Source organism: Klebsiella sp. 1SOBk5mer (assembly GCF_046603115.1).
GTDB lineage: Bacteria > Pseudomonadota > Gammaproteobacteria > Enterobacterales > Enterobacteriaceae > Klebsiella > Klebsiella quasipneumoniae.
The window spans coordinates 140,968-165,737 of sequence record NZ_JBKIUU010000004.1 but is presented as its reverse complement, the minus strand read 5'-3'; the positions used below and the strand labels follow the sequence as shown (position 1 = coordinate 165,737).

General features: G+C 56.6%; 24 protein-coding genes. 11 read left to right on the top strand and 13 right to left on the bottom strand.

All coding sequences use genetic code 11. The annotated features are described in order from the left end of the window. Window positions 1–43: 43 nt before the first annotated feature. The 5 genes from acrA to maa all read left to right on the top strand — a co-directional run bounded on the left by acrA (window position 44) and on the right by maa (window position 6,234). The gene (acrA, locus tag ACLH1U_RS11820) at window positions 44–1,237 is read left to right on the top strand and encodes a multidrug efflux RND transporter periplasmic adaptor subunit AcrA (protein ID WP_023288645.1); all 1,194 of its coding nucleotides are present in this window, start codon (window positions 44–46) and stop codon (window positions 1,235–1,237) included. A 22-nt stretch (window positions 1,238–1,259) separates the two neighbouring features. Next, window positions 1,260–4,406, top strand: a complete 3,147-nt coding sequence (gene acrB / locus ACLH1U_RS11815) for a multidrug efflux RND transporter permease subunit AcrB (RefSeq protein WP_023288644.1) — start codon at window positions 1,260–1,262, stop codon at window positions 4,404–4,406. A gap of 483 nt (window positions 4,407–4,889) precedes the next feature. Further along, complete coding sequence (gene tomB, locus ACLH1U_RS11810; protein WP_002892066.1) at window positions 4,890–5,264, top strand: Hha toxicity modulator TomB; 375 nt, start codon at window positions 4,890–4,892, stop codon at window positions 5,262–5,264. Between the two features lie 26 nt (window positions 5,265–5,290). Then, a complete protein-coding gene (locus ACLH1U_RS11805) occupies window positions 5,291–5,509 on the top strand; it encodes an HHA domain-containing protein (protein WP_002892050.1) in 219 nt (72 codons plus the stop codon). Between the two features lie 158 nt (window positions 5,510–5,667). Next, complete coding sequence (gene maa / locus ACLH1U_RS11800) at window positions 5,668–6,234, top strand: maltose O-acetyltransferase (protein WP_049013780.1); 567 nt, start codon at window positions 5,668–5,670, stop codon at window positions 6,232–6,234. Here the strand turns inward: maa and ACLH1U_RS11795 are convergent. Further along, on the bottom strand, window positions 6,206–6,337 hold the full coding sequence (locus ACLH1U_RS11795; RefSeq protein WP_032428629.1) for a hypothetical protein: 132 nt from the start codon (window positions 6,335–6,337) through the stop codon (window positions 6,206–6,208). The two genes, maa and ACLH1U_RS11795, sit on opposite strands and share 29 nt — an antisense overlap. Before the next feature lie 33 nt (window positions 6,338–6,370). Between ACLH1U_RS11795 and ACLH1U_RS11790 the strand changes: the two genes are divergently transcribed. Continuing rightward, window positions 6,371–6,841, top strand: coding sequence for a YlaC family protein (locus ACLH1U_RS11790; protein WP_023288642.1), 471 nt, complete (start codon window positions 6,371–6,373; stop codon window positions 6,839–6,841). Here ACLH1U_RS11790 and ACLH1U_RS11785 read toward each other — a convergent pair. Next, the gene (locus ACLH1U_RS11785; protein WP_110211634.1) at window positions 6,810–8,267 is read right to left on the bottom strand and encodes a PLP-dependent aminotransferase family protein; all 1,458 of its coding nucleotides are present in this window, start codon (window positions 8,265–8,267) and stop codon (window positions 6,810–6,812) included. The genes ACLH1U_RS11790 and ACLH1U_RS11785 overlap by 32 nt on opposite strands. 100 nt (window positions 8,268–8,367) lie before the next feature. Here ACLH1U_RS11785 and ACLH1U_RS11780 point away from each other — a divergent pair, with 100 nt between their 5' ends. Continuing rightward, the gene (locus ACLH1U_RS11780; protein WP_411299255.1) at window positions 8,368–9,066 is read left to right on the top strand and encodes a GNAT family N-acetyltransferase; all 699 of its coding nucleotides are present in this window, start codon (window positions 8,368–8,370) and stop codon (window positions 9,064–9,066) included. On the opposite strand, the gene ykgO is transcribed toward ACLH1U_RS11780, so the two are convergent. From ykgO to ACLH1U_RS11765, 3 genes are all read right to left on the bottom strand, one after another. Further along, window positions 9,063–9,203, bottom strand: coding sequence for a type B 50S ribosomal protein L36 (gene ykgO, locus ACLH1U_RS11775; RefSeq protein WP_002892018.1), 141 nt, complete (start codon window positions 9,201–9,203; stop codon window positions 9,063–9,065). The two genes, ACLH1U_RS11780 and ykgO, sit on opposite strands and share 4 nt — an antisense overlap. Then, window positions 9,203–9,466, bottom strand: a complete 264-nt coding sequence (locus ACLH1U_RS11770) for a type B 50S ribosomal protein L31 (protein ID WP_004204754.1) — start codon at window positions 9,464–9,466, stop codon at window positions 9,203–9,205. The genes ykgO and ACLH1U_RS11770 overlap by 1 nt, the downstream gene beginning before the upstream one ends. Before the next feature lie 116 nt (window positions 9,467–9,582). Continuing rightward, entirely contained in the window at window positions 9,583–10,653 is a 1,071-nt protein-coding gene (locus tag ACLH1U_RS11765; RefSeq protein ID WP_023288639.1) for a LacI family DNA-binding transcriptional regulator, read from the bottom strand. A 270-nt stretch (window positions 10,654–10,923) separates the two neighbouring features. Between ACLH1U_RS11765 and ACLH1U_RS11760 the strand changes: the two genes are divergently transcribed. Further along, the gene (locus ACLH1U_RS11760) at window positions 10,924–12,195 is read left to right on the top strand and encodes a maltoporin (RefSeq protein WP_023288638.1); all 1,272 of its coding nucleotides are present in this window, start codon (window positions 10,924–10,926) and stop codon (window positions 12,193–12,195) included. 136 nt (window positions 12,196–12,331) lie between these two features. Here ACLH1U_RS11760 and ACLH1U_RS11755 read toward each other — a convergent pair whose 3' ends face one another. The 6 genes from ACLH1U_RS11755 to ACLH1U_RS11730 all read right to left on the bottom strand — a co-directional run bounded on the left by ACLH1U_RS11755 (window position 12,332) and on the right by ACLH1U_RS11730 (window position 19,470). Further along, window positions 12,332–12,646: a glucose PTS transporter subunit EIIB gene (locus tag ACLH1U_RS11755; protein WP_023288637.1), complete on the bottom strand. Its 315-nt coding sequence runs from the start codon at window positions 12,644–12,646 to the stop codon at window positions 12,332–12,334. Window positions 12,647–12,710: 64 nt separating this feature from the next. Beyond that, the gene (locus ACLH1U_RS11750) at window positions 12,711–14,768 is read right to left on the bottom strand and encodes a beta-galactosidase (RefSeq protein WP_032453929.1); all 2,058 of its coding nucleotides are present in this window, start codon (window positions 14,766–14,768) and stop codon (window positions 12,711–12,713) included. Window positions 14,769–14,798: 30 nt separating this feature from the next. Further along, window positions 14,799–16,001 carry an arabinogalactan endo-beta-1,4-galactanase gene (locus ACLH1U_RS11745; RefSeq protein ID WP_032453928.1) on the bottom strand — a complete coding sequence of 401 codons (1,203 nt, stop codon included), beginning with the start codon at window positions 15,999–16,001 and terminating at the stop codon, window positions 14,799–14,801. 4 nt (window positions 16,002–16,005) lie between these two features. Then, on the bottom strand, window positions 16,006–16,857 hold the full coding sequence (locus ACLH1U_RS11740) for a sugar ABC transporter permease (protein ID WP_004204761.1): 852 nt from the start codon (window positions 16,855–16,857) through the stop codon (window positions 16,006–16,008). Between the two features lie 10 nt (window positions 16,858–16,867). Next, complete coding sequence (locus ACLH1U_RS11735) at window positions 16,868–18,175, bottom strand: carbohydrate ABC transporter permease (protein ID WP_032453927.1); 1,308 nt, start codon at window positions 18,173–18,175, stop codon at window positions 16,868–16,870. Window positions 18,176–18,237: 62 nt separating this feature from the next. After that, the gene (locus tag ACLH1U_RS11730) at window positions 18,238–19,470 is read right to left on the bottom strand and encodes a maltodextrin ABC transporter substrate-binding protein (RefSeq protein WP_017898899.1); all 1,233 of its coding nucleotides are present in this window, start codon (window positions 19,468–19,470) and stop codon (window positions 18,238–18,240) included. 354 nt (window positions 19,471–19,824) lie between these two features. Here ACLH1U_RS11730 and ACLH1U_RS11725 point away from each other — a divergent pair, with 354 nt between their 5' ends. Continuing rightward, window positions 19,825–20,934 carry an ABC transporter ATP-binding protein gene (locus tag ACLH1U_RS11725; RefSeq protein WP_023288632.1) on the top strand — a complete coding sequence of 370 codons (1,110 nt, stop codon included), beginning with the start codon at window positions 19,825–19,827 and terminating at the stop codon, window positions 20,932–20,934. Window positions 20,935–21,169: 235 nt separating this feature from the next. Then, window positions 21,170–22,729, top strand: coding sequence for an EAL domain-containing protein (locus ACLH1U_RS11720; RefSeq protein ID WP_032453864.1), 1,560 nt, complete (start codon window positions 21,170–21,172; stop codon window positions 22,727–22,729). 62 nt (window positions 22,730–22,791) lie between these two features. Here the strand turns inward: ACLH1U_RS11720 and ACLH1U_RS11715 are convergent, their stop codons facing one another. Beyond that, window positions 22,792–23,064 (bottom strand): metal-sensing transcriptional repressor, encoded by a 273-nt coding sequence (locus tag ACLH1U_RS11715; protein ID WP_004204767.1) that lies wholly within the window; start codon window positions 23,062–23,064, stop codon window positions 22,792–22,794. Window positions 23,065–23,228: 164 nt separating this feature from the next. Here ACLH1U_RS11715 and ACLH1U_RS11710 point away from each other — a divergent pair, with 164 nt between their 5' ends. Next, window positions 23,229–24,065 carry a nickel/cobalt efflux protein RcnA gene (locus tag ACLH1U_RS11710; protein WP_044521274.1) on the top strand — a complete coding sequence of 279 codons (837 nt, stop codon included), beginning with the start codon at window positions 23,229–23,231 and terminating at the stop codon, window positions 24,063–24,065. A gap of 44 nt (window positions 24,066–24,109) precedes the next feature. Here the strand turns inward: ACLH1U_RS11710 and ACLH1U_RS11705 are convergent, their stop codons facing one another. Beyond that, window positions 24,110–24,724 (bottom strand): YczE/YyaS/YitT family protein, encoded by a 615-nt coding sequence (locus ACLH1U_RS11705; protein ID WP_032453862.1) that lies wholly within the window; start codon window positions 24,722–24,724, stop codon window positions 24,110–24,112. Between the last annotated feature and the right edge of the window lie 46 nt (window positions 24,725–24,770).

Genomic DNA, 24,770 nt, shown 5'->3' with positions numbered 1-24,770 from the left:
TGAGCCACTGAACATTTTGAAATTGGACACTCGAGGTTTACATATGAACAAAAACAGAGGGTTAACGCCTCTGGCGGTCGTTCTGATGCTCTCAGGCAGCTTAGCGCTAACAGGATGTGACGATAAACCGGCTCAACAGGGAGCCCAGCACATGCCGGAAGTCGGTATTGTGACGCTCAAATCCGCACCTCTACAAATGACCACCGAACTGCCAGGCCGCACCAGCGCCTATCGCATTGCGGAAGTCCGCCCTCAGGTCAGTGGCATTATTTTGAAACGTAACTTCGTCGAAGGTAGCGATATCCAGGCCGGCGTCTCCCTGTATCAGATCGATCCAGCCACCTATCAGGCCAGCTATGACAGCGCCAAAGGCGACCTGGCAAAAGCCCAGGCGGCGGCAAACATGGATCAACTGACGGTCAAGCGTTATCAGAAACTGTTAGGCACTAAGTATATCAGTCAACAAGACTACGATACCGCCGTCGCGACGGCGCAGCAGAGCAATGCGGCCGTGGTCGCGGCGAAAGCGGCCGTGGAAACCGCGCGCATCAATCTGGCCTACACCAAAGTCACCTCGCCGATCAGCGGCCGCATTGGTAAATCCGCGGTGACCGAAGGGGCGCTGGTGCAGAATGGTCAGTCAACCGCTCTGGCAACCGTTCAGCAGCTGGATCCGATCTATGTTGACGTCACCCAGTCGAGCAATGATTTCCTGCGCCTGAAACAGGAGCTGGCCGATGGCCGTCTGAAACAGGAAAACGGTAAAGCGAAAGTGGAGCTGGTGACTAACGACGGTCTTAAGTATCCGCAGTCCGGCACCCTGGAGTTCTCGGATGTGACCGTCGACCAGACCACCGGCTCTATCACGCTGCGCGCCATTTTCCCCAACCCGGATCACACCCTGTTACCGGGGATGTTTGTCCGCGCGCGTCTGGAAGAAGGGGTTAACCCTGACGCCCTGCTGGTGCCGCAACAGGGCGTGACCCGTACGCCGCGCGGTGACGCCAGCGTCATGGTAGTGGGTGAAGGCGATAAGGTCGAAGTCCGCCAGGTCACTGCTTCTCAAGCGATTGGCGATAAATGGCTGGTCACTGACGGTCTGAAATCCGGCGATCGCGTTATCGTCACCGGCCTGCAAAAAATCAAACCAGGCGTGCAGGTAAAAGCGCAGGAAGTAGCTTCTGATGATAAACAGCAAGCCGCAGGCAACGCGCCATCAGAACAAACCAAGTCTTAACTTAAACAGGAGCCGTTAAGACATGCCTAATTTCTTTATCGATCGCCCCATATTTGCATGGGTGATCGCCATCATCATCATGCTGGCTGGGGGATTATCGATCCTCAAATTGCCGGTGGCGCAATATCCGACGATTGCGCCGCCAGCAATTTCCATTACCGCCATGTACCCCGGTGCTGACGCCGAAACCGTGCAGAACACCGTGACTCAGGTTATCGAACAGAATATGAACGGTATCGATCACCTGATGTACATGTCCTCGAATGGCGACTCCACCGGTACGGCGACCATCACCCTGACCTTCGAATCCGGTACCGATCCAGACATCGCCCAGGTTCAGGTTCAGAACAAGCTGGCCCTGGCCACCCCTCTGCTGCCGCAAGAAGTACAGCAGCAAGGGATCAGCGTTGAGAAAGCGTCCAGCAGCTTCCTGATGGTTGTCGGCGTCATTAACACCAACGGCACCATGAACCAGGACGACATTTCGGACTACGTGGCGGCCAACATGAAGGACCCGATCAGCCGTACCAGCGGCGTCGGCGACGTTCAGCTGTTCGGTTCCCAGTACGCGATGCGTATCTGGATGGATCCGAATAAACTGAATAACTTCCAGCTCACGCCGGTGGACGTGATCAGCGCGCTGAAAGCGCAGAACGCCCAGGTAGCCGCTGGTCAGTTAGGCGGTACGCCGCCGGTGAAAGGCCAGCAGCTCAACGCCTCCATCGTCGCGCAGACGCGTCTGACCAATACGGAAGAGTTTGGCAACATTCTGCTGAAGGTGAACCAGGATGGTTCCCAGGTTCGTCTGCGTGATGTCGCCAAAATTGAACTGGGTGGCGAAAGCTATGACGTGGTGGCGAAGTATAACGGCCAGCCTGCGTCCGGTCTGGGTATTAAACTGGCTACCGGCGCGAACGCGCTGGATACCGCCAACGCGATCCGCGCTGAACTGGCGAAGATGGAGCCGTTTTTCCCGTCGGGGATGAAAATCGTTTACCCGTATGACACCACCCCGTTCGTGAAAATCTCTATTCACGAAGTGGTTAAAACGCTGGTGGAAGCGATCATCCTGGTCTTCCTGGTGATGTATCTGTTCCTGCAGAACTTCCGCGCCACCCTGATCCCGACCATCGCGGTGCCGGTGGTCCTGTTAGGGACCTTCGCGGTGCTGGCGGCGTTTGGCTTCTCGATAAACACCCTGACGATGTTCGGGATGGTGCTCGCCATCGGCCTGCTGGTGGATGACGCCATCGTGGTGGTCGAGAACGTCGAGCGCGTCATGGCCGAAGAAGGCCTGCCGCCGAAAGAAGCGACGCGTAAATCGATGGGGCAGATTCAGGGCGCGCTGGTAGGTATCGCCATGGTGCTGTCGGCGGTATTTATCCCGATGGCGTTCTTCGGCGGCTCAACCGGGGCCATCTATCGCCAGTTCTCCATCACCATCGTTTCCGCGATGGCGCTATCGGTACTGGTCGCGCTGATCCTGACGCCGGCGCTGTGCGCCACGATGCTGAAGCCTATTCAGAAAGGCAGCCATGGCGCGACCACGGGTTTCTTCGGCTGGTTTAACCGCATGTTCGATAAGAGCACGCACCATTACACCGACAGCGTAGGCAACATTTTGCGCAGCACCGGTCGTTATCTGGTGCTGTATCTGATCATCGTGGTGGGTATGGCGTGGCTGTTCGTTCGTCTGCCGAGCTCGTTCCTGCCGGACGAAGACCAGGGGGTGTTCCTGAGTATGGCCCAGCTGCCTGCCGGCGCCACCCAGGAGCGCACGCAGAAAGTGCTGGATGAGATGACGAATTACTATCTCACCAAAGAGAAGGACAACGTGGAATCCGTGTTTGCGGTTAACGGCTTCGGCTTCGCCGGCCGCGGCCAGAACACCGGTATCGCGTTCGTCTCGCTGAAAGACTGGAGTCAGCGTCCAGGCGACGAAAACAAAGTTGAAGCGATCACCGGTCGGGCGATGGGCTACTTCTCGCAGATTAAAGACGCGATGGTCTTCGCCTTTAACCTGCCGGCTATCGTTGAACTGGGTACCGCGACCGGCTTTGACTTCCAGCTGATTGACCAGGGCGGCCTGGGACACGAAAAACTGACCCAGGCACGTAACCAGCTGTTTGGCATGGTGGCGCAGCATCCTGACGTGCTGACCGGCGTGCGTCCTAACGGTCTGGAAGATACACCGCAGTTCAAAGTCGATATCGATCAGGAAAAAGCCCAGGCGCTGGGCGTCTCCATCAGCGACATTAACACCACGCTGGGCGCCGCCTGGGGCGGAAGCTATGTCAACGACTTTATCGACCGCGGCCGCGTGAAGAAAGTGTACATCATGTCCGAAGCGAAATACCGTATGCTGCCGGAAGACATCGGCAAGTGGTATGTTCGCGGCAGTGATGGCCAGATGGTGCCGTTCTCCGCCTTCTCGACCTCGCGTTGGGAATACGGTTCGCCGCGTCTGGAACGCTACAACGGTCTGCCATCAATGGAAATTCTTGGCCAGGCAGCGCCAGGCAAGAGTACCGGTGAGGCGATGAGCCTGATGGAAGAGCTGGCGGGTAAACTGCCGTCGGGTATTGGCTACGACTGGACCGGGATGTCTTATCAGGAGCGGCTGTCCGGTAACCAGGCCCCAGCCCTGTATGCCATCTCGCTGATTGTCGTCTTCCTGTGTCTGGCAGCGCTGTATGAGAGCTGGTCGATTCCGTTCTCGGTCATGCTGGTCGTACCGTTAGGTGTGGTCGGCGCGCTGTTAGCCGCCACCTTCCGCGGTTTAACCAATGACGTTTACTTCCAGGTTGGCCTGTTGACCACCATCGGCCTGTCGGCGAAGAACGCGATACTGATCGTTGAATTCGCCAAAGACCTGATGGAGAAAGAGGGCAAAGGGCTGATTGAGGCGACGCTTGAAGCGGTACGTATGCGTCTGCGTCCAATCCTGATGACCTCCCTGGCGTTTATCCTTGGGGTTATGCCGCTGGTTATCAGCTCTGGAGCGGGCTCCGGTGCGCAGAACGCCGTAGGTACAGGCGTAATGGGCGGGATGGTGACCGCGACGATCCTGGCAATCTTCTTCGTGCCGGTGTTCTTTGTGGTGGTTCGACGCCGCTTTAGTAAGAAATCGGAAGATATTGAGCACAGCCATCAGGTTGAGCATCATTAATCTGCACTGATGAACAAAGGGCCGCTACCGCGGCCCTTTTTTTGATCATTACCCACAGGGCACATATTGCCATTGTTTATTTTTCGCGCTGCATTTAATATATATTGATGTGTTCCCGGCTATATCTATCACGCTGTTTAGCCCTTAGGATCTTCTTACGCTCATTTACCAGGAATAATCCTAATATCATCATCACGGCCGGCGGTTTCTGAACGCGACGACTGCCTGCCTTAAGCCAATGATTGATAAGACATCTCTATTTTTCAGGCTGCGCGCCCGGGCCGGAGAATTTAATTCGTCTATTTTTAAGATAATTTCTCTCTGATAATTGTAATTTTTCGTAATAGCACGATGAAATCTGTTGGAGAGTGGATTATAGTTAAATCAGCAGGATTACTCAGTTAGTGTCAGGTCAGTTAGTCGTGTTCATCCCACAACGGTGTTTGTTAGTCGTCGTTTAAACCACTCAAAAGGGGATGCGTTATGGACGAATACTCGCCAAAAAGACATGATATCGCACAACTACGCTTTCTCTGCGAAACGCTGTATCATGACTGCCTTGCAAACCTGGAAGAGAGCAACCATGGCTGGGTCAATGACCCGACATCGGCTGTCAATCTCCAGTTAAATGAACTGATCGAGCACATTGCCACATTCGCCCTTAATTATAAAATTAAGTACGCTGAGGATAATAAGCTGATCGCTCAGGTTGACGAATATCTGGACGATACATTTACATTGTTCAGTAACTACGGCATTAACTCTACGGATTTGCAAAAGTGGAAAAAATCCGGTAATCGGTTATTTCGTTGTTTTGTCAACGCCAGCCGGGAAAATCCGGCCAGTCTTTCGTGTTAGGATTATTACAATCAAAAGGTGGAATTATGTCTGATAAGCCATTAACTAAAACAGACTATTTGATGCGCTTACGCCGTTGCCAGACAATTGACACGCTGGAGCGCGTCATTGAAAAAAACAAATATGAACTTTCTGATAATGAGCTGGCGGTATTTTACTCAGCCGCCGATCATCGTCTGGCTGAACTGACCATGAATAAGCTGTACGATAAGATCCCGACGTCCGTCTGGAAATTTATCCGCTAATTACCGCGCCCGACGCGGTCTGCTGACCGGACGGTAATCGCCAGCCTCAGCAGGGTATCTTTGTGATAGTCATCACATCATTTAGCCAACAGCAAACCTGTAACCGGTTTCTTTTTTATACTGCTTTGGCCATCTAACGTCAGGTATAAGGAAGACCAATGAGTGAAGAAAAACGCAAAATGATCGCCGGTGAGCTCTATTTATCTGGCGACCCAACGCTACGCGCCGATCGTCTGCGCGCCAGACAGCTGCTGCACCGTTACAATCATTCCGCCCCGGATGCGCAGGAAGAACGTCAGCGTATTCTCGCCGAGCTGCTCGGTCGCGCTGGCGATGCGTATATCGAGCCAAGCTTTCGCTGCGACTACGGCTACAATATCTTTCTCGGCACCGGTTTTTACGCCAATTTTGACTGCGTGATGCTGGACGTCTGCCCTATCCATATTGGCGATAACTGCATGCTGGCCCCGGGCGTCCATATCTATACCGCCACCCATCCGCTGGATGCTGAGGCCCGAAACAGCGGCCAGGAATATGGCAAACCGGTGACCATTGGCCACAATGTGTGGATTGGCGGTCGGGCGGTGATCAATCCCGGGGTGACCATTGGCGATAATGCGGTCATCGCATCCGGAGCGGTGGTCACTAAAGACGTCCCCGCCAGTACCGTTGTCGGCGGCAACCCGGCGCAGATCATTAAGCGCCTTCCGCCGCCAAATGCGTAACTGTTATGCTTTTCTGTAACTGATCTGTTACTTTCTCCGCAGAATACTGCAACATAAAATAGCCTTCAGGCTGAGCCTGCCACGCCCGAGCCACCGGGCGCACGGGGCAGGCTTATTGCAGAATTCGGGGACCAAGATGACAGAAATACAACGCCTGCTTACTCACACCATTGACGAACTGAACGTGCAGGAAAAACGCGATAATCGCCCGCGTTTTAGCATCAGTTTTATCCGTAACCATCCGGGCCTGTTTGTTGCCATGTATGCCGCGTTTCTGGCGACACTGGTGGTGATGCTGCGCTCTGAAACGCTGGTGGATTCGGTCTGGTTGTTGGTGGTGCTGTTCATCCTGTTCAACGCTTTTTTCTTCTTTGACGTCTATCCACGCTATCGTTACGAAGATATCGACGTCCTCGACTTTCGCGTGTGTTACAACGGCGAATGGTACAACACCCGCTTTGTCCCCCGACAGCTGATCGACCGCATCCTGCAGTCGCCGGACGTCGATAGCGAGCAGAAGGCGCAGCTTAAAAAAATGGTCGACACCAAAGGCGATCTCTCCTTTTACGATGTCTTTACGCTGACCCGAGCCGGTACTGCGCAATAAGACGATTCAGCGTCCGCAGCGCCAGCGGATAGCGGGAAGCAGAAGTATTGCCATACCCCAGCACCAGCCCGCTCCGCCCCCGCCGCGGGTCGAGATAGAAATGACTTAGCGCAGCGGGCGCCAGCTGAAACTGACGCGCCTGCTGCGCTATCGCGCGATCGTCGATCCCCTCGATGGCCAGCGTCAGATGGAGCCCCCCTTCCCCACCAAGGACTTCGCACGGCACGGTGATCTCTTGCGCCAGCGCCTCGCGCAGCTGCTGCTGACGTTTGCGGTACAGACGACGCATCGCCGCCAGATGACGCGCATAGTGCCCCTTTTCGATAAAGCTGGCCAGCGCCCGCTGTTCAGCGCGGTGCCCTCCGCGCAGCAGCGCGCCAATGGCCTCCTGAGCGGCATCCGCCAGCGCGGGCGGCATTACCATAAAACCGATACGCAGCGCCGGAAAAAGGGTTTTGCTGAAGGTGCCGAGATAGACCACCGGGGCATCCGGGACCATTCCCAGCATCGCCGGGATCGGCTCTCCGCTGTGGCGAAACTCGCTGTCGTAGTCATCCTCCACAATCCACGCGCCGTGCCGATGGGCATACTCCACCAGCGCCAGACGCCGCGCGGCGCTCATAACGCTCCCAAGGGGATACTGATGAGAGGGAGAGGTGAAAATCAGCCGGGGTGGCTCTGCCGCGCCGTTGGCCATACACATCCCTTCATGATCGACGGCCATCCCGCAGACCTGCAGCCCTGCCCGCTGGAAACCACTCCTGGCGCCCAGGTATCCCGGCTCTTCCTGCCACACGGTGTCGCCCGGGTTGGTCAACAGCGAGGCGCATAAGTTGACCCCTTCCAGCGCCCCCTCGGTGATGACGATCTGCCGGATATCGCACTGAATACCCCGGGAGAGCGCCAGATGGCGAGCGATCGCCTCCCGCAGTTGGGGATCGCCCGCGGCCTCACCGTAGCCCAGCAGCGTGCTGCCCTCGTCGCGCAATGCTTTATCCATTAACCGCCGCCACAGCGGCAGCGGGAAATAGTTCACCGCCGGCATGCCAGGCGTAAACGGCAGCGCCGGCGAGTCACGGCGCATAGCGGCTGGCAGCCCCTGCAGCCTCTCAGACAGCACAACGGGTGGCGCGTTTACCTCCTGCCGGCGGCTGGCGGCGAGCGGCACAACCTGCGTCCCCTGACGGCTTCGCGTCAGGTATCCTTCCAGCGTCAGCTGCTCCAGTGCGGCATTCACCGTATTGCGCGACAGATGCAGTCGACCGGCAATCACGCGCGATCCTGGCAAACGGCAGCTGGCCGCCAGGGTTCCCTGCAGGATGGCATGGCGCAAAGTGTGGTAAAGGGCGCGCTGCAGGGTTTCGTCCGTTCGCTGCCGCATCCCCTGCGTCACCAATCCATAAAACGCATCGTCCGGTATGTTCATGTCACCTCCTCGTGGATCCATAAGAACATACTCTGGTGGCACTTTTTATGGAACCAGCCAGCGCGTACGCTGCCTGTACATCCCCAATAAGGAAACCGCAATGTGTGAATATAATCAGTTTGGACAGGCGCTCGGCGCCGCGCTGCCCGACTGGCAAACCCGCCCCTGGCCAACGCGGCAGGTACTTCAGGGCAGCCGCTGTCGGCTCGAACCGCTCACCCTCGCCCACGCCAGCGATCTGTTTGCTGCCCACCAGCTGGCGCCCGACGCCCGCAGCTGGACGTGGCTGCTGCGCGAACCGGAAACCAGTCTGGCTGAATTTAGCGCCTGGGTGGCGCAGGTTGCGACGCTGACCGATCCTATCCATTTCGCCGTCGTTGACCAGCAGCGCGGGACGGCGGTCGGGTCGCTGGCGTTAATGCGCATCGATGCCAACCACGGCGTGGTCGAGGTGGGGCATGTCCATTTCTCTCCGTTGCTGAGCCGAACGGCTATGGCCACCGAAGCGCACTGGCTGTTGATGCAGTATGTTTTCGGGACGCTCGGCTACCGTCGCTATGAATGGAAATGCAATAGCCTCAATACGCCGTCAGGCCGGGCGGCAAGGCGACTGGGATTTCAGTACGAAGGACGTTTTCGTCAGGCGCTGGTGAGCAAAGGACACAACCGGGACACGGACTGGTTTTCTGTGATTGATGGCGAATGGCCGGAGCTGGATAGCGCCATGCGCCAATGGCTGGCCGCCGACAATTTTACCGCCGACGGCCAGCAGCGCCGTCCCCTGGAAAGCTTCCGTTAACGACGTTTTTTGCGCCCCTGCACCGCTTTAAAGCGGGGGTTGCTCTTACAGATCACGTACAGCCGCCCTTTGCGTTTGACCAGCTGGCAATCCGGGTGGCGCTGTTTGGCGCTGCGTAATGAGTTAACGACCTGCATCATGCCTTCCTTTTTGCATCAATAAAGCCGCCGAAGCGCTGGCGGAAACGGGCCGCGCTACCCTCGCTGGCGAACGTTTTTTGTTTGCCGGTGTAGTAAGGATGCGATTTCGATGAGACATCGATCGTCACATACGGATACGTCTCACCGTCGAGCTCAATCACGCGTTCGGTGCGGATGGTTGAGCCAACTTTAAAATATTCATTGGCGCTGGTGTCGTGAAACACCACCGTGCGATAGGGAGGATGGATATGGGCTTTCATGATGACCTCATCGTTATGTTATAACATAACAATAAAGTTACGCCGTTCCACGACAAAGATCAACCATGGTCATAGCAGGGGTAATAACAAAGAGGCGAGTTTCCTCGCCTTTGGCTTCAGGGCGCCAGACGGTGGGCGATAGCGCGAAGTTGCTCCGCGATAGCCTGCAGATCTTTCCCCTGCTCGACTCTGGCGCCGCTGGAATGGCGAATCACCAGGCGCGCCGGCAGGATGGATGAGGTATGCGCCGCGCCGCTGGTACTGGCGAGGATCCGCCGCACCGCCTCTTTACCCTGCAGGTCGAGGTCCAGCGATACCGTACTCAATGCCGGATAGAAAAAGGAGCTTTCATAGGTATCGTCATAGCCAATCACCGATTTCTCTCCCGGCACCGCCACCTGATGCTGATGGAAGGCGCTGAGCACCCCCAGCGCCATCTGGTCATTGCCCACCAGCACAGCGCTGAAGTTCGGCGTTTCACGCAGCATCTGCAGCGCGCCGGCGTAGCCGCTTTGCGCATCCCAGTTGCCGTGCAGGACGGTCACCGGCTTCAGACCGTAGCCATCCAGGGTCTCCAGCCAGCTTTTCAGCCGCAGTTTGGCCGATACGGAGCTGTCCGGCCCCGCCAGCAGCGCGATCTCCCGATGCCCCATCTCGTAGAGATATTTGACGCTGGCCCGGGTGCCGTCCGCCGGGTTAAACGAAACGTTAAACACAGAGCTGTAGGGATCAACATCGAGAAACAGGCAGACGATATCATCGTTGTCAGCGGCGATTTTCTGCGCCTGTTCGGTCTCCAGCGGCACGTTGATAATGACCTTATCCACCCGCTGAGACTTCAGCTCATTGATGGAATCCTGGATGCTTTGGTTGACGCTCTCATCGATCATCGAAATCAGGACCTGGTAACCTTCCAGGTTGGCATAGCGTTTTACCGCCGCCGCCACCTGGGAGGGGGCATGCCAGGCCAGCGAAATCGTCACCAGCCCCACCGTCTGGCTCTCCTTCCCCACCAGCTGCTGCGCCAGCCGGTTGGGCACATAGCGTAGAGCCTCTATCGATTTCTCCACCTTGCGGCGCGTCGCTTCGGATACATTGGCAGATTTGTTGAGTACCCTGGACACGGTCTGGTAAGAGACACCCGCATGACGTGCGACGTCTTCCAGAGTAGCGCTTTTAGACTTCATGGTCCGGTTCCTTATGTTGTTATCCCATGATTGTAACAGGGGCCATTTGAAAAAACGCTCACCGCCACTTCTCACCGCAAAATTAGACCACAAAAAGTATTACGTTCACAACCAGGTCAATTGTGAATCACCTCACTCATCACAACAAAAAACAGCGTTATTATTTGCACTTAGTCACACAATAATCATATCTCGTTTGCCTGAAGTTACATTTAGGCATTTTATTACATCAGTTATGTGAACGTAATACAAAACAATAAGAGGATAGAGATGAATACGACACTGCGCGCCCTTTCCACAGCATTAGCCGCTGCGCTAATCACCCCTTCCGCCTTTGCGGCTACCGCTGCGATCCCGACCGTTGATTTTCATGGCTATTTGCGCGCCGGGGTTGGGGTCTCCGGCGACGGTAGCGAAGCGGAATGGCAAAAGAACAAGCTGGGCCGGTTGGGGAACGAATCGGATACCTATGGCGAACTGGAATTGGGCTCCGAGGTCTACAAAAAAGATGATGTCAGTTTCTATCTCGACAGCATGGTCAGCATGGTCTCCGATGGCTCTAACGATAATGAAACCACGTTGAACGATGACGCGCAGTTCGGCTTACGTCAGCTGAATCTGCAGATCAAAGGGCTGATCCCGGGCGATCCGAATGCGGTGATCTGGGGCGGCAAACGTTACTATCAGCGTCACGATCTGCACATCATCGATACCAAATACTGGAACATTTCCGGCTCCGGGGCCGGGGTGGAAAACTACACCCTTGGCCCGGGCGCCGTCTCGCTGGCGTGGATCCGCGGCGATGCCAACGACGTTGACTATCGCGTCGATGGCGACAGCAACGTCAATATCAACTATATCGATTTACGCTATGCGGGATGGAAGCCGTGGTCCGGGTCGTGGACCGAATTCGGCATCGACTACGCCATGCCGAACACCACCAAAAAACAGGACAGCTACGGCGGGCTGTACGATGCCGAAAATGGCGTGATGCTAACCGGTGAAATCAGTCAGGATATGCTGGGCGGCTATAACAAAACCGTGCTGCAGTATGCCAACAAAGGGCTGGCGCAGAATATGGTCTCCCAGGGCGGCGGCTGGTACGATATGTGGAACTACGTGAATGACGCCACCGGCTATCGCGTGATTAACACCGGTCTGATCCCCATTACCGAGAAGTTCTCCATCAACCACGTTCTGACCTGGGGCTCGGCGGATGATATTACCGACTACACCGACAAAACGCGGATGCTGTCGCTGGTCGCCCGCGGGCAGTATCAGTTCACCGACTACGTGCGCCTGATTGGCGAAGTCGGCGGTTTCTATCAGAAAGACAGCTACAACAATGGCACCAGTTACAAACAGGCCGGTGAGAAATATACCATTGCTCTGGGTCTGGCGGACGGGCCGGACTTTATGTCACGTCCGGAATTACGTATTTTCGCGTCGTATCTGAATGATTCCGAAGATGGTAAACCATTTGAAGACCAGACGGCGAATAATACCTGGAATTTCGGCGTGCAGGTTGAGGCCTGGTGGTAATATCGCTCTGGTAAGAAAAATACGTTATTTATATCTCCAACGCTAAGGTCATTAATTACCCTCCGGTAATCATTATTGCCACTGCTGTCTTTGTCTTATTTTCGGGATAACCTGTTTTCAGGTTATCCCGTTTTATTTATTTCCGCGCGGCAAAATGGTCATCCAGCAATTGACGTAGCGCATCGGACTGCTTACCGAAAATAGCATGAACCTGCTGACCAAGAATAATGACGCCCAGCGCGCCCTGCTGCTGTAATGCGTCAGAGTCCACGGCCGCCAGATGACGAACCGTTACCCGCAGACGGGTAATACAGGCGTCCACTTGGGTAATATTCGCTTCACCGCCGAAGGCCTGAATCAGCGCCTCGATTTGCTGTTTTTCCGCTTCGCTTAACGGCTGTGCCGGACGCGCAGGCGAGAAATAGTGCAGGAAAGATTTTAAACTCACCATCATAAACTCCAGGGTAATAGATAAAAAAAAGCCTGCTCGTCAGAGCAGGCGTGGAGAAAAAGGATTACGCGTGGCGACGGAGAATACGGCAATCCCATGCTGACAGGGTCAGCGGGTCCGCCACCGCCGCGTCGGTCAGGCAATCCCGATACCCTGGCGGCAGGCTCAGGGTATGGCTTTGCGCGCTGTAGTTCTGCAGGAAGACAAACGTACTCTCACCGTCGGTGCGCGCGGTGGCCACCACTCCGGGCGGTAAATCCGACGCGATCGCCCGCGGCAGCGCCAGCTCCTTGCTCAGGGCGGCAAAAAAGTCGCGCTGGAAGGCCAAATCGTTGCGGGAGGCCACATGCCAGGCTTTACCTTTCCCGAAGCCGTTCACCGTCACCGCTGGCCTTCCGGCATAAAAATCATCCCGGTAGGTGGCCAGCGTCTGCGCGCTTTCGGTATGGATCAGTTCACAGAGATGGCGCACCTGATAGGGGCCCTGAAGACCGCACTGATTCCCGGCCAGGCCCTGCACCAGATTAAACTCGCCGTCATTCAGACAATCGATCTCCTCCGCCCAGATGCCCAGAAGATTGCGCAGCGGGCCCGGGAAGCCGCCGAGATAACAGAGATCGGACTCGTTGACGATGCCGGTCCAGTAGGTAGTCACCAGATGGCCGCCGCTGGCGACGAACGCCTCCGCCCGCCCGGCAAAGCCGTCGCGCACCATGTATAACATCGGGGCGATCACCAGCCGGTACGGCGTTAAATCAGCGTCGGCGTCAATCACATCGACGGCGATGCCCTGCTCCCAGAACGGACGGTAGTGCTCATTGACCGTCTTCTCATACTCCATACCCAGATTGCGCGGCCCCTGGGCGTCATCAAGCGCCCAGCGGTTCTGCTGGTCGAAGATAATCGCCACTTTCGCCTCGGTGCGACACCCCCTCACCGCCGGCAGCTTGCTGAGGATCTCGCCGAGCTGGCTGACTTCACGGCCAATGCGGGTATCAATATGCCCAACGTGGTCGACCACCGCGCCGTGGAATTTCTCAACCGAACCACGGCTCTTGCGCCACTGGAAATACTGCACCGAGTCGGCGCCATGCGCCACCGCCTGCAGCGAAGAGAGAATATGCATCCCCGGTTTCTTCAGTTTGCTGGTCGGCTGCCAGTTGGTGGCGCCCGGCGTGGACTCCATCAGCACAAACGGCTGGCCGCCCTTCAGGCTGCGCATCATGTCGTGATACATCGCGGTATAGCAGGCCAGCGCGGTTTCGTCTTTGTCGCGGTGCCACATCGGATAGCTGTCCCAGGAGATAAAGTCCAGCACCTCCGCCAGCTGCCAGTAGTCGTAATCGTAAAAATACTCCATAAAGTTGGTGGTCACCGGCAGGGCGGCATTCGCCGCCTTCAGCGGGGCGATTTCATGGCGGCAGAAATCGGTCACCTGGGCGGTATTAAAGCGATGCCAGTCCAGATTCAGGCCGTGGATCGACACCTCGCCCTGCGGCGCAGGCGATTCAATCTGCGACCAGTCGCTGTAGGTATGGCTCCAGAAAGTGCTCCACCAGGCCTGGTTGAGATTCTCCAGGGTCTGGTACCGCGCCTTCAGCCAGTCGCGAAAGCGAGTCTGGCAGCGCTCGCAATGACATTCGCCGCCATATTCATTGGAAATATGCCAGCCCAGCACCGCCGGGTGCGCAGAATAGCGCTCCGCCAACAGGGTATTGATTTTAAGGGTCTTCTCACGATACACCGGCGATGACATACAGTGGTTGTGACGGCCGCCGTGCAGGGCTGGCACCCGATCGCGCCCCACCCGCAGAACCTGCGGATAGCGCTGTGACATCCACGCCGGACGCGCGCCGCTCGGCGTGGCCAGAAAAACATGTATGCCGGCGGCATACAGTTTATCGAGGATAGTATCCAGCCAGGCGAAATCAAATACCCCTTCGCGCGGCTCAAGTTTCGCCCAGCTAAATATTCCCACCGACATCACATTACATTTTGCCTGCTGCATCATGGCAATGTCTTTATCAATAATATCGGGGTCATTCTCCCATTGTTCCGGGTTATAATCTGCGCCATGCAGCAGCGTATTAACCTTTGGATGTAAAGGTGCAAATTTATTCATAATAAACTTCCTGAAAAGAACGACAAAAAATTAATTAAATACTTTTACCGACGGCAATACTTTTCCCTGGCAATCAAATAGCGCCTGATTTTCACGCGCATTGCCCTCTTTCCATTCGTCATGGATATATTTCATCCCCGCCGGGGTGGCCCAGGTATTTCCCGGAACGGCAATCCACGTGGGCTCCCAGTAAAAAATCCCTTTGCCGCGCTGGTCGGGAACATCGATGACCGCCTGCATCAGATCGTGGATATAGCGATATTGTCCCTGCACGCTGGCGGGATATCCCCCGTCCTTTTCCTCTTTGGCCTGGAAACTATTTTCCGCGTTATCGCAATTGGCCAGGGTATAGGCATAGGCCGCCTCGACGACAATAACGTCTTTGTTATAGCGTTTGCTGATGTCATCCATATTGGCCTTCAGGGCGCTGATCGGCCCGTTCCAGTAGGTGTACATCGACAAACCGATCACGTCATACGGCACATGGCGTTTCTCTATTTCGTCAAACCACCAGCGGAAGGTATCGTTTTTGGTCCCTTCAGCCAGATGCAGCATGATTTTCACCTGCTCGCCGTTGTGCAGGTTCGCCTTCAGGCCATCAATGGCCGCGTTCAGCAGACCAGCCAGCCGGTCGAACTCTCCGCCCCCCTGCCCCCAGCTTTTCCCTTCCGGCCACAGCATACCGCCATTGATCTCATTGCCGATCTGCACCATATCCGGCAGGACGCCCGCCTGCTTAAAGCGGGCGATGGTATCCCGGGTATAGTCATGAATCGCCGTTTTCAGCTGCGGGTAATCCATCTTTTCCCAGGCCTTCGGTTTGAACTGCTTGCCGGGATCGGTCCAGAAATCGCTGTAATGAAAGTCGAGCAGCAGCTTCATTCCCTGGGCTTTCGCGCGTTTCGCCAGCGCCAGGGTCGTGGCCAGATCGTTATTCCCGCCGCCATAGCCCTCGCCGCTTGCCGATTGCGGATCCACCCACAGGCGGAGGCGAACATAGTTGACGCCGTTCTCTTTCAGAATGGCGATCGGATCCTTACGCCGGTTATTCTGGTCGTAGAAGGTCGCCCCGTGCTTTTCAGCATCCAGCAGCGTGGAGATATCCGCGCCTTTAATAAAGTCCGCCGGCATGCCCTGAAAGGCGCGGGTTTCAAGCGCGTCCGCCGCCAGCGAAGGGGGGGAAAAACTGCATGCCAGACAAACCGCAAGCCATGCGGGTGTAAATCTTTTCATGTGCTTATCCTTTAGTACTGCCCGAGGTCAGGCCGGAGACGAAGTATTTTTGTAACGCCAGATAGAGGATCGCGACCGGCACGGCAATCAGCACCGCCCCCGCCGCGTAGGTGGTGTAGCTGGCCCCCATTTTTTGCGCCACCAGGTTATACAGACCGATAGGCAGGGTGTATTTATCCGGGGTACGCAGGATGGTGCTGGAGAGGATGAAATCCCCCAGCGGGCCGGTGAAGGAGAACAGCGCCACCACCGCGAGGATCGGCCTCGACAACGGCATGATGATCTCGATAAAGATGCGAAAGCTGCTGGCGCCGTCCATGCGGGCGGACTCATCCAGATCTTTGGGGATCGCGTCGAGATACCCCTTCATCAGCCAGGTGTTCATCGGGATCATTCCCCCGACGTAGATCAGCACCAGCGCCAGATGGCTGTTAATCAGGCCAAGCAGTTGCGACAGCACAAAGATGGCAATCAGCGCGGAAAACTGCGGGATCATCTGCAGCAGCAGGAACAGCATCAGCCCGTTCTGCCGCCCTTTAAAGCGGAAGCGGGAGAAGGCGTAGGCGGTAAAGCTGACGCTAATCAGGGTCAGCACCATGGTCAGGAAGCTGATTTTCATCGAGTTCCAGTACCAGGTAAGGTAATTCACATTGCCATTGAACAGATCGGCATAGTGCTGGAACGACAGATTTTCCGGAATGATCGAGGTACTCAGCAGGCTATTGCCGGCGTTCAGCGACGCCCCGACGGTCCAGACCAGCGGATAGATAATCACCACCGAGACCAGGATAACCACCAGCCAGGTGAGAGAGAGTCGGATCCACTTTTCGCGTTTAATACTGGGTGATTGAGCCATGTTGCTTCCCTTACGCCATGTCGTCATTTTTGAAGGATTTGGTGGCGCGGAACTGCCACAGCGCCAGGCCGACGACGAAGATCGACAGCAGGATAGTGATGGTCGCCGCGATGGCGTACTGCGACGAGGACATCGTCAGCTTATAGATCCACGACACCAGAATATCCGTCCCGCCGGCGTTAGATCCCGCCACTGCAGGGCCGCCGTTGTTAAACAGATAAATGATGTTGAAATTATTAAAGTTGAAGGTGTACTGGGTGATGATGATCGGCGCGATCGCGTACAGCACCAGCGGCAGGGTGATGGTGCGCAGGCGGGTAAAGGCGCTGGCGCCGTCCATCGTCGCCGCTTCATACAGATCGTCCGGGATCGCCTGCAGCACGCCGGTGGTCATGGCAAAGACAAACGGGAAGCCAAGCCAGGTCTGCATCATGATCAGCGCGGTTTTGGTCCAGAACGGGTCGGTCAGCCATGCCTTTGGACTGATGCCGAAGAATGACAGGATCGCGTTGTTAATCACCCCGAAGGAGTCATTGAACATCCCGGCAAAGACGAGGATGGTGACAAACCCCGGCACCGCCCACGGCAAAATAAAGATAGTGCGGATCAGCGGCTTAAAGCGCAGATCTTTTTGGTTCACCAGAATCGCCAACAGCACGCCCACCGTACACTGCAGGGTGGTCGCCAGCAGCGTCCACACCACGGTCCACTGCAGCACATCCAGGAAGGTGGAGCGCCAGATGGAGAGGGTGAAAATATTGACGAAGTTTTTCAGGCCCACCCAGTCCACCAGCTTCGCCGGCGGCGTGTGGTACAGGTTATAGTTGGTGAAGGCGATGGCGAAACCAAACAGAATGGGAAAGATCACCACAAAGACCAGCAGAATAAAGCCTGGCGTGATCATCAGGTACGGGAAGCCATCGCTCAGCAGCATCTGGTACTGCTTACGCACGCTGTTCAGCGCGACCCCCTCATCGCGTTTTTTGCCGTTCAGCCACGCGTCCCGCAGCGAGAGAAAATAGATCAGCACGCCAAAAGCGACGATCAGCGCGCTGATAATCCCCTCCGCTAACAGGAAGATAGAGTTATCCCGGGGCACCTCTTCACCCAGGGTATAGAGCCCCCACAGCCCCTCGCGCAGGAAGTCATAAAAAATACCCAGAAAGCTGCTCAACAACACCAGGAAGACCAGCCCCTTCAGCCACTGGCGATGATAAAACTGACCGAAACCCGGCACGATTGCCAGCAGCAGGCCGCACCACGCATGGCGCCCGGGCCCGCGCGCGTCGCTATAATTTTCGCTGGAATGGATGCTCACACTCGACTCCTTCTACAAACGGGAGGTCCCCCTCCCGCTCGGTGACTTCACGTGACGGTAAATTACTGATTGCTGGCCTGCATCGCTTCGATCTGCATCTTGATCTGTTTCACCGCGTTATCGAGCGCGGCCTGCGGCGCCTGCTTGCCGGTGAGGCTCAGTTCAAGCGCGGCATTAGCCGGCCCCCACACTTCCCCCATCTCCGGAATGCCCGGCATGGCCATCGCCCGCGCCGACTGTACGGCGACGGCGCTGGCCTTTTCGTCATTTTTAATCACCGGGTCGTCAATCATCGCCTTCAGCGGCGGGATTTCGCCGGTGGCGACATAGCGGGCTTTTACATACTGCGGCTGGTTGATGAACTCGATAAACTGTTGCGCCAGCGCCTTGTCTTTACTCCAGGTCGATACCACGTAGCCCTTAACGCCGAGGAAGGAGCTCATCGGCTTGCCGTCCGGCAGGGTCGGCAGCGGCACCACGCCATAGTTGATACCGGCGGCTTCATACGGCTGGAAGGCCCAGGGGCCGTTGATCACCGCCGCCGCTTTTTTCTCGGTAAACAGCGAATCAATGGCGTTCAGCCCGTTATCGCCGAGGATCCCTGCAGGGAAAGCCTTCTCGGCATAGAATTTTTTCAGGAAGGTCACGGCTTCCACAGCGCCGGGAGTATTGAGCCCCACCTGCTGCGGGTTGAAACCGCCGCCGTCGTTCTTCGCGAAGATATAGCCGCCCATCGGGCCAATGGCTCCCCAGCTGTAGTAGATCTGATCAAACTTCGCCAGCAGGCCGTATTTGTTCTGCTCGCGCTGGGTCTTCGAGTAGTCCAGCCAGGCCTGCAGGCTGTCCAGCGGCTTGTCGATCAGGTCCTTGTTGTAGATAAGCACCAGGGTTTCCACCGCTTTCGGGATGCCGTACAGCGCGTTGTCCATGCGGAAGGCATTGATAGAGGCTGGCGTAAAGGCATCCTGTTTCGCCTGCTCGACGTTGAGCGGCGAGAGAAGCCCCTGAACGACGGCGCCGCCGAGCTGGTCATTCGGGATCACCAGCACGTCCGGCCCAATGCCCGCCGGGCCGTCGAGGCGCAGCTTTTCCAGCTGCTGGGCATAAGGCATCTCCTGCAGATTGACCTTCACGTTGTACTGCTTCTCAAAATCGCTGACCGCGGTTTTGATGCCAGTGGATTTTTTAATGTCTTCCCAAACGTTGAGCTGCCCGGCGGCATGCGCCTGCAGGCTGGTAAGTTGCCCCGCCGCGAGGGTGGTAAGGATCAGTGCAGCAAGCGTGTTCTTTTTCATTATCAACCTCATGTGAAGGTATAACAATTTAATGGTTTTTATTTGAATTACGTCTGTCAGCTAGAAAAAAAATCATTTCAAACTGCGTTGTTACATAGAAAACAGACGCTGATTCGCTTTTGTTATACGCTACGCTTTGATTAGGGATAAAACTACCATAAGCTGCCAGTTGTGTGATCATCCTTGCAGAAATGAAACGCCGCTGTATGGCGCAAAATCCGCGGAAGTTATAGTCAGGACATGATTTTAGCGCTGTTGAATATCGTCACGCTGTTTTGTTACACGTAATACAATTTCACTCAACTCAGCGACACGCCAACGGCAAACAACGGCTACTCACTTCGGGGAATGTGGATGTCCAATATACGACTGAGGAATGTCACCAAAAGGTTCGGCAGCACGGTGACGCTGCACCAGGTCAATCTCGATATTGAAGATGGCGAGTTTGCGGTCTTCGTCGGCCCTTCCGGCTGTGGAAAATCGACGCTGTTACGTATGATTGCCGGGCTGGAAGAGGTTAGCGACGGGGAGGTGCTGATCGGCGATGAGGTGATGAACGATGTGGTCCCCGCCCGCCGCGGCGTGGCGATGGTTTTTCAGTCCTATGCGCTCTACCCGCACATGACGGTGGCGGAGAATATGGGCTACGGGCTGAAGGTGAATAAAGTGCCGAAAGCGGAGATCCGTCGCCAGGTGGAAATGGTGGCCAAAACGCTGCAGCTCTCTCACCTGCTGGACCGTAAACCGAAGCAGCTCTCCGGCGGCCAGCGGCAGCGCGTGGCCATTGGCCGCGCTATCGTGCGTAATCCCCGGGTGTTTATGTTCGATGAGCCGCTTTCTAACCTCGACGCGGAACTGCGCGTCGATATGCGCCTGCATATTGCCCGCCTGCACCAGGAGCTGAAGACCACCATGGTGTATGTCACGCACGATCAGGTGGAGGCGATGACTCTCGCTGATAAAATCGTGGTCATGAACTACGGAAAGGTTGAACAAATGGGTTCGCCGATGGCGCTTTACTACAATCCGGTCAACAAATTCGTCGCCGGTTTTATCGGCTCGCCAAAGATGAACTTTTTACCCGCCACCGTCAGCGACTGGCAGCCAGAGCGTTTAACGGTCACCCTCGCCCAGGACCATCAGCTCACCCTGAACGTTGCCACCCAACCGCTTAACCCCGGCGCCGCGGTAACGCTGGGGATCCGGCCAGAGCACCTCACGCCTGAAGTCTCCACCGGTACCGTGGTGGAGTTTCAATGTGAAGTGGTGGAACGTCTGGGCAACAATACCTACCTGTTCGGCCAGTGCTATGGTCACGATAACGTCAAGGTTCTGCTGCCCGGCGACGTCCATTTCCGCCCGTGGCAGAAGATTAATCTGGCCTTCGATGACCGCTTCTGCATGGTGTTTGATGAGAACGATCTGCGCATCAGCGCCGATATCACGGCGCCAGACGCGCACTAAGCCAACATATTGCTGTCATCTGCGCAGCGTATGCTGCGACTGAATGCCGGAATACATCCTGCCCGGCATTCACACCCTCATTTTTATTCTGCTGCATCGGAATCATCCTTCTCTCCCGGCATCGCAGGCTATTGTGATGCCGGTTTTTTTCCCCGCACAGCGCGATTTCTCCCACTGCGCCCGGTTTATCTTTCGCATATACTGATGACACCCGGCGAACGATAAGGACACAGGCATGAGGACCCGGCATCTGATGGCGCTGTTTACAGGGGTGCTGATACTGGCCATCATCCTGCCCATCTCGCTCAGCATCTGGCAGGCGGCGCGGCAGGCCAAAATGCAGTTCTATCGTGAACTGGATGATTATTCCAACCGCATCGTCGTCCGCACGCTGCAGGTCGCCGATCAGGCCCGGGAAGCGCTGCGGGAGGCCGATGCACATACAGCCTCGTCCTGTAGCCCTGAACATCTGCTCACCCTCCGCCGGATCGCCTATACCCACCGCTACGTTCAGGAAGTGCTCTGGCTGCAGGATTCCGTGCCGCAATGCTCCTCCCTGGAAGACCATAGCGTCGCGGTGACTTTCCCGCCACCGGACCACATTGCCTCCGACGGCTATCGCACCTGGCTGACCTCGATTAACGATCTTGGCCTCAATCACCAGATGACGGCCATGGCCAGCCAGCAGCATATGGTAATGATCGATCCCATCTCCTTCATTGATGTGGCGCCCGTCAGCGAGGAGAAGATCCATAGCATGCTGTTTGGTTTGGACCATCTGAAAATGGTGATCAGCAGCCAGCCGCTGCCGGCGAAGGCCTGGCAACGGATTAAAGACCCGCACCTGAATATGCTTACCCTGGATAATACGGTCTACCGGATCCAGCGCATTCCCGAGCTGGGATCCGGCATTGTGACCTGGTCATCCACCCTGCCGCTGCAGCAGCACATACGACAGCAGTTGATTTTCTGGCTCCCGGCCGGCATCTTCACCAGCCTGCTTGCCACCTGGCTGCTGCTGCGCCTGCTGAGACACCTGCGTTCACCGCGCAACAGTATGCTGGACGCCCTCCATTCCCAGGCGATTCAGGTTCACTATCAGCCGATTATTTCATTGCAGGACGGGAAAATCGCCGGAGCCGAAGCGCTGGCGCGCTGGCAGCAACCCGACGGTACCTATTTATCGCCGGATATCTTTATTCCCCTGGCCGAGCAGACCGGACTGATCACCCAGCTGACGGAAGATATCGTCAGGAAAATTTTCGCCGATCTGGGCCCCTGGCTGAGGCAGCGGCCGGAAGTGCATATCTCCATCAACCTGTCGGTGGATGACTTACGCTCTCCCACCCTGCCCATGCTGTTACACGATCAGCTGCAGCACTGGGGGATCGCCGCCGAACAGATCATCCTTGAGATCACCGAGCGCGGGTTTGTCGACCCGGAGACCACCATGCCGGTGATCGCTCACTACCGTCAGGCTGGCCATCGGATCTCGATTGACGATTTCGGTACCGGCTACTCCAGTCTGAGCTATCTGCAGAAGCTGGACGTCGACACGCTGAAAATCGATAAATCCTTTGTCGATACCCTCGAGTACCGGCCGCTGACACCGCACATTATTGAAATGGCCAAGGCGCTCAATCTGACCACCGTCGCCGAAGGGGTGGAAACCGAAAGCCAGCGCGACTGGCTGCGACAGCATGGCGTTCAGTACGCCCAGGGGTGGCTGTACAGCAAAGCGCTGCCAAAAGAGTCATTTATTCAGTGGGCGGAAGATAATCTCCATGCGCATTAAGCGGCAGGCAGCCTGCACAGAAGGTCAGCGGGCGCAGCCTCTTCGCCGCTCTCTGCCGGAGGCTACTTCAGATAGGATTTAATCACCTGCATCACCGTCTCCAGATCCGCTTCACGCTGCGTCTCATCTGGCTCTTTCACCACATGGTCGGTCAAATGCCCCTGGATAACCTGCAGCATCATGCCATTGACCGCGCCGCGGATCGCCGCCAGCTGCTGTAGCACCTCAGCGCACTCATGCTCGCGATTAAGCATTTTCTCTAATGCGGTACTCTGCCCCTGAATTTTCTTCAGCCGGGTCAGTAACTTCTTTTTGTCTCTCACTGTGTGTGACATTGCGCGATCCACCGTTTTATTCTGCCGTCATTGCCCGACCTTCGACGCCGGCAACGCTTGCCAGCATAGCATGATCCCTTTTATCAGCCTCTTTTTCTACTGGGGGGTAGTATTTTACTACTGGGGGAGAGTAGCATAGAGCCACTTTTGGCAAGGATCCCGATATGAACGATTTCACTTCCCTTCTGCAGCAGGGCAATGCCTGGCTGTTTATTCCCAGCGCGATACTGCTCGGCGCGCTGCACGGCCTCGAACCCGGCCACTCAAAAACGATGATGGCCGCCTTTATCGTGGCGGTACGGGGAACCTTAAAGCAGGCGGTTCTGTTAGGGCTGGCGGCGACGGTCTCGCATACCGCGGTGGTCTGGCTGATCGCCATGGCCGGCCTGTGGTTTGGCCGCGGCTGGAACGCCCAGACTTCTGAGCCCTGGTTTCAGCTGATCTCGGGGATTGTCATTGTGTTGATTGCCTGCTGGATGCTCTGGCGCACCTGGCGCGAATCGCGGCCCCACGCCCACCACCATCATCCTCAGCACGGGCACGACCATGACCATGACCATCATCATCATGAACATCATGACCACCATCATTCTCACTCCCCTGGCGCGCCGCTGGTGGCGGAGGAGTGGCAGGACGCGCATCAGCGGGCCCATGCTCAGGAGATTAACCGGCGCTTCGATGGCCGCCAGGTGACGACCGGGCAGATTGTGATGTTTGGCCTGACCGGCGGGCTGATCCCCTGCCCGGCGTCCATTACCGTGCTGCTTATCTGTTTACAGCTGAAGAAATTCTCGCTGGGCGCCACGCTGGTACTGGGCTTTAGCGTCGGTCTGGCGCTGACGCTGGTGGCTTCCGGGGCTATCGCCGCCCTGAGCATGAAACATGCCACCCGCCGCTGGCCGTGGCTTAACGACATCTCGCGCAAAGCGCCCTGGATCTCAGGCTTACTGATTATTGTGGTGGGGATCTACATGATGCTTCATGGCCTGAGCGGCCTGTAAACCACAATGCGCCCTCTTCTTGACGACGAGGGCGCGGGTTCCCTTCAGGAGACGCTCTCCCGGGGAGTGCTGACCGCCCGGCGGCGGACGGGCTGGCTGAACCACGGCAGGCACAGCTGGATCAGCGGCCCAATCGACAGCGCGTAAATGACGGTTCCGACGCCAAACTTGCCCCCCAGCAGACAGCCAATCAGCAGCACGGAGAGCTCGATCGCCGTACGGATACCGCGCAATGACCAGCCGGTGCGAGCGTGCAGGCCGGTCATCAGGCCATCGCGCGGACCCGGGCCAAAGCCCGCGCCAATGTACATCCCGGTGGCGATAGCGTTCATCACAATCGCCACCACCAGCAGCGCACTGCGCGCCACCAGCGACTCCAGCGGAGGCAGGACGGCCAGCGTGGCGTCCGCCGCCAGCCCCAGCACGATAACATTACTCACCGTGCCGAGCCCCGGCATCTGCCGAATCGGGATCCATAGCAGCAGCACCGCGGCGCCGGTCAGGATAATCACGGTCCCGAAACTGATCCCCAGCTGTTTAGCCACCCCAAGATGAAAAACGTCCCACGGATCGGCGCCGAGATTAGCATGCACGAAGAGCGCCGTGGACACGCCGTAGAGCACCAGACCGATATATAACTGCAGCAGGCGACGAAGCATATTTTTTCCTCAACATCATTGCGAATGCCCTCATCATCAGCAAAAA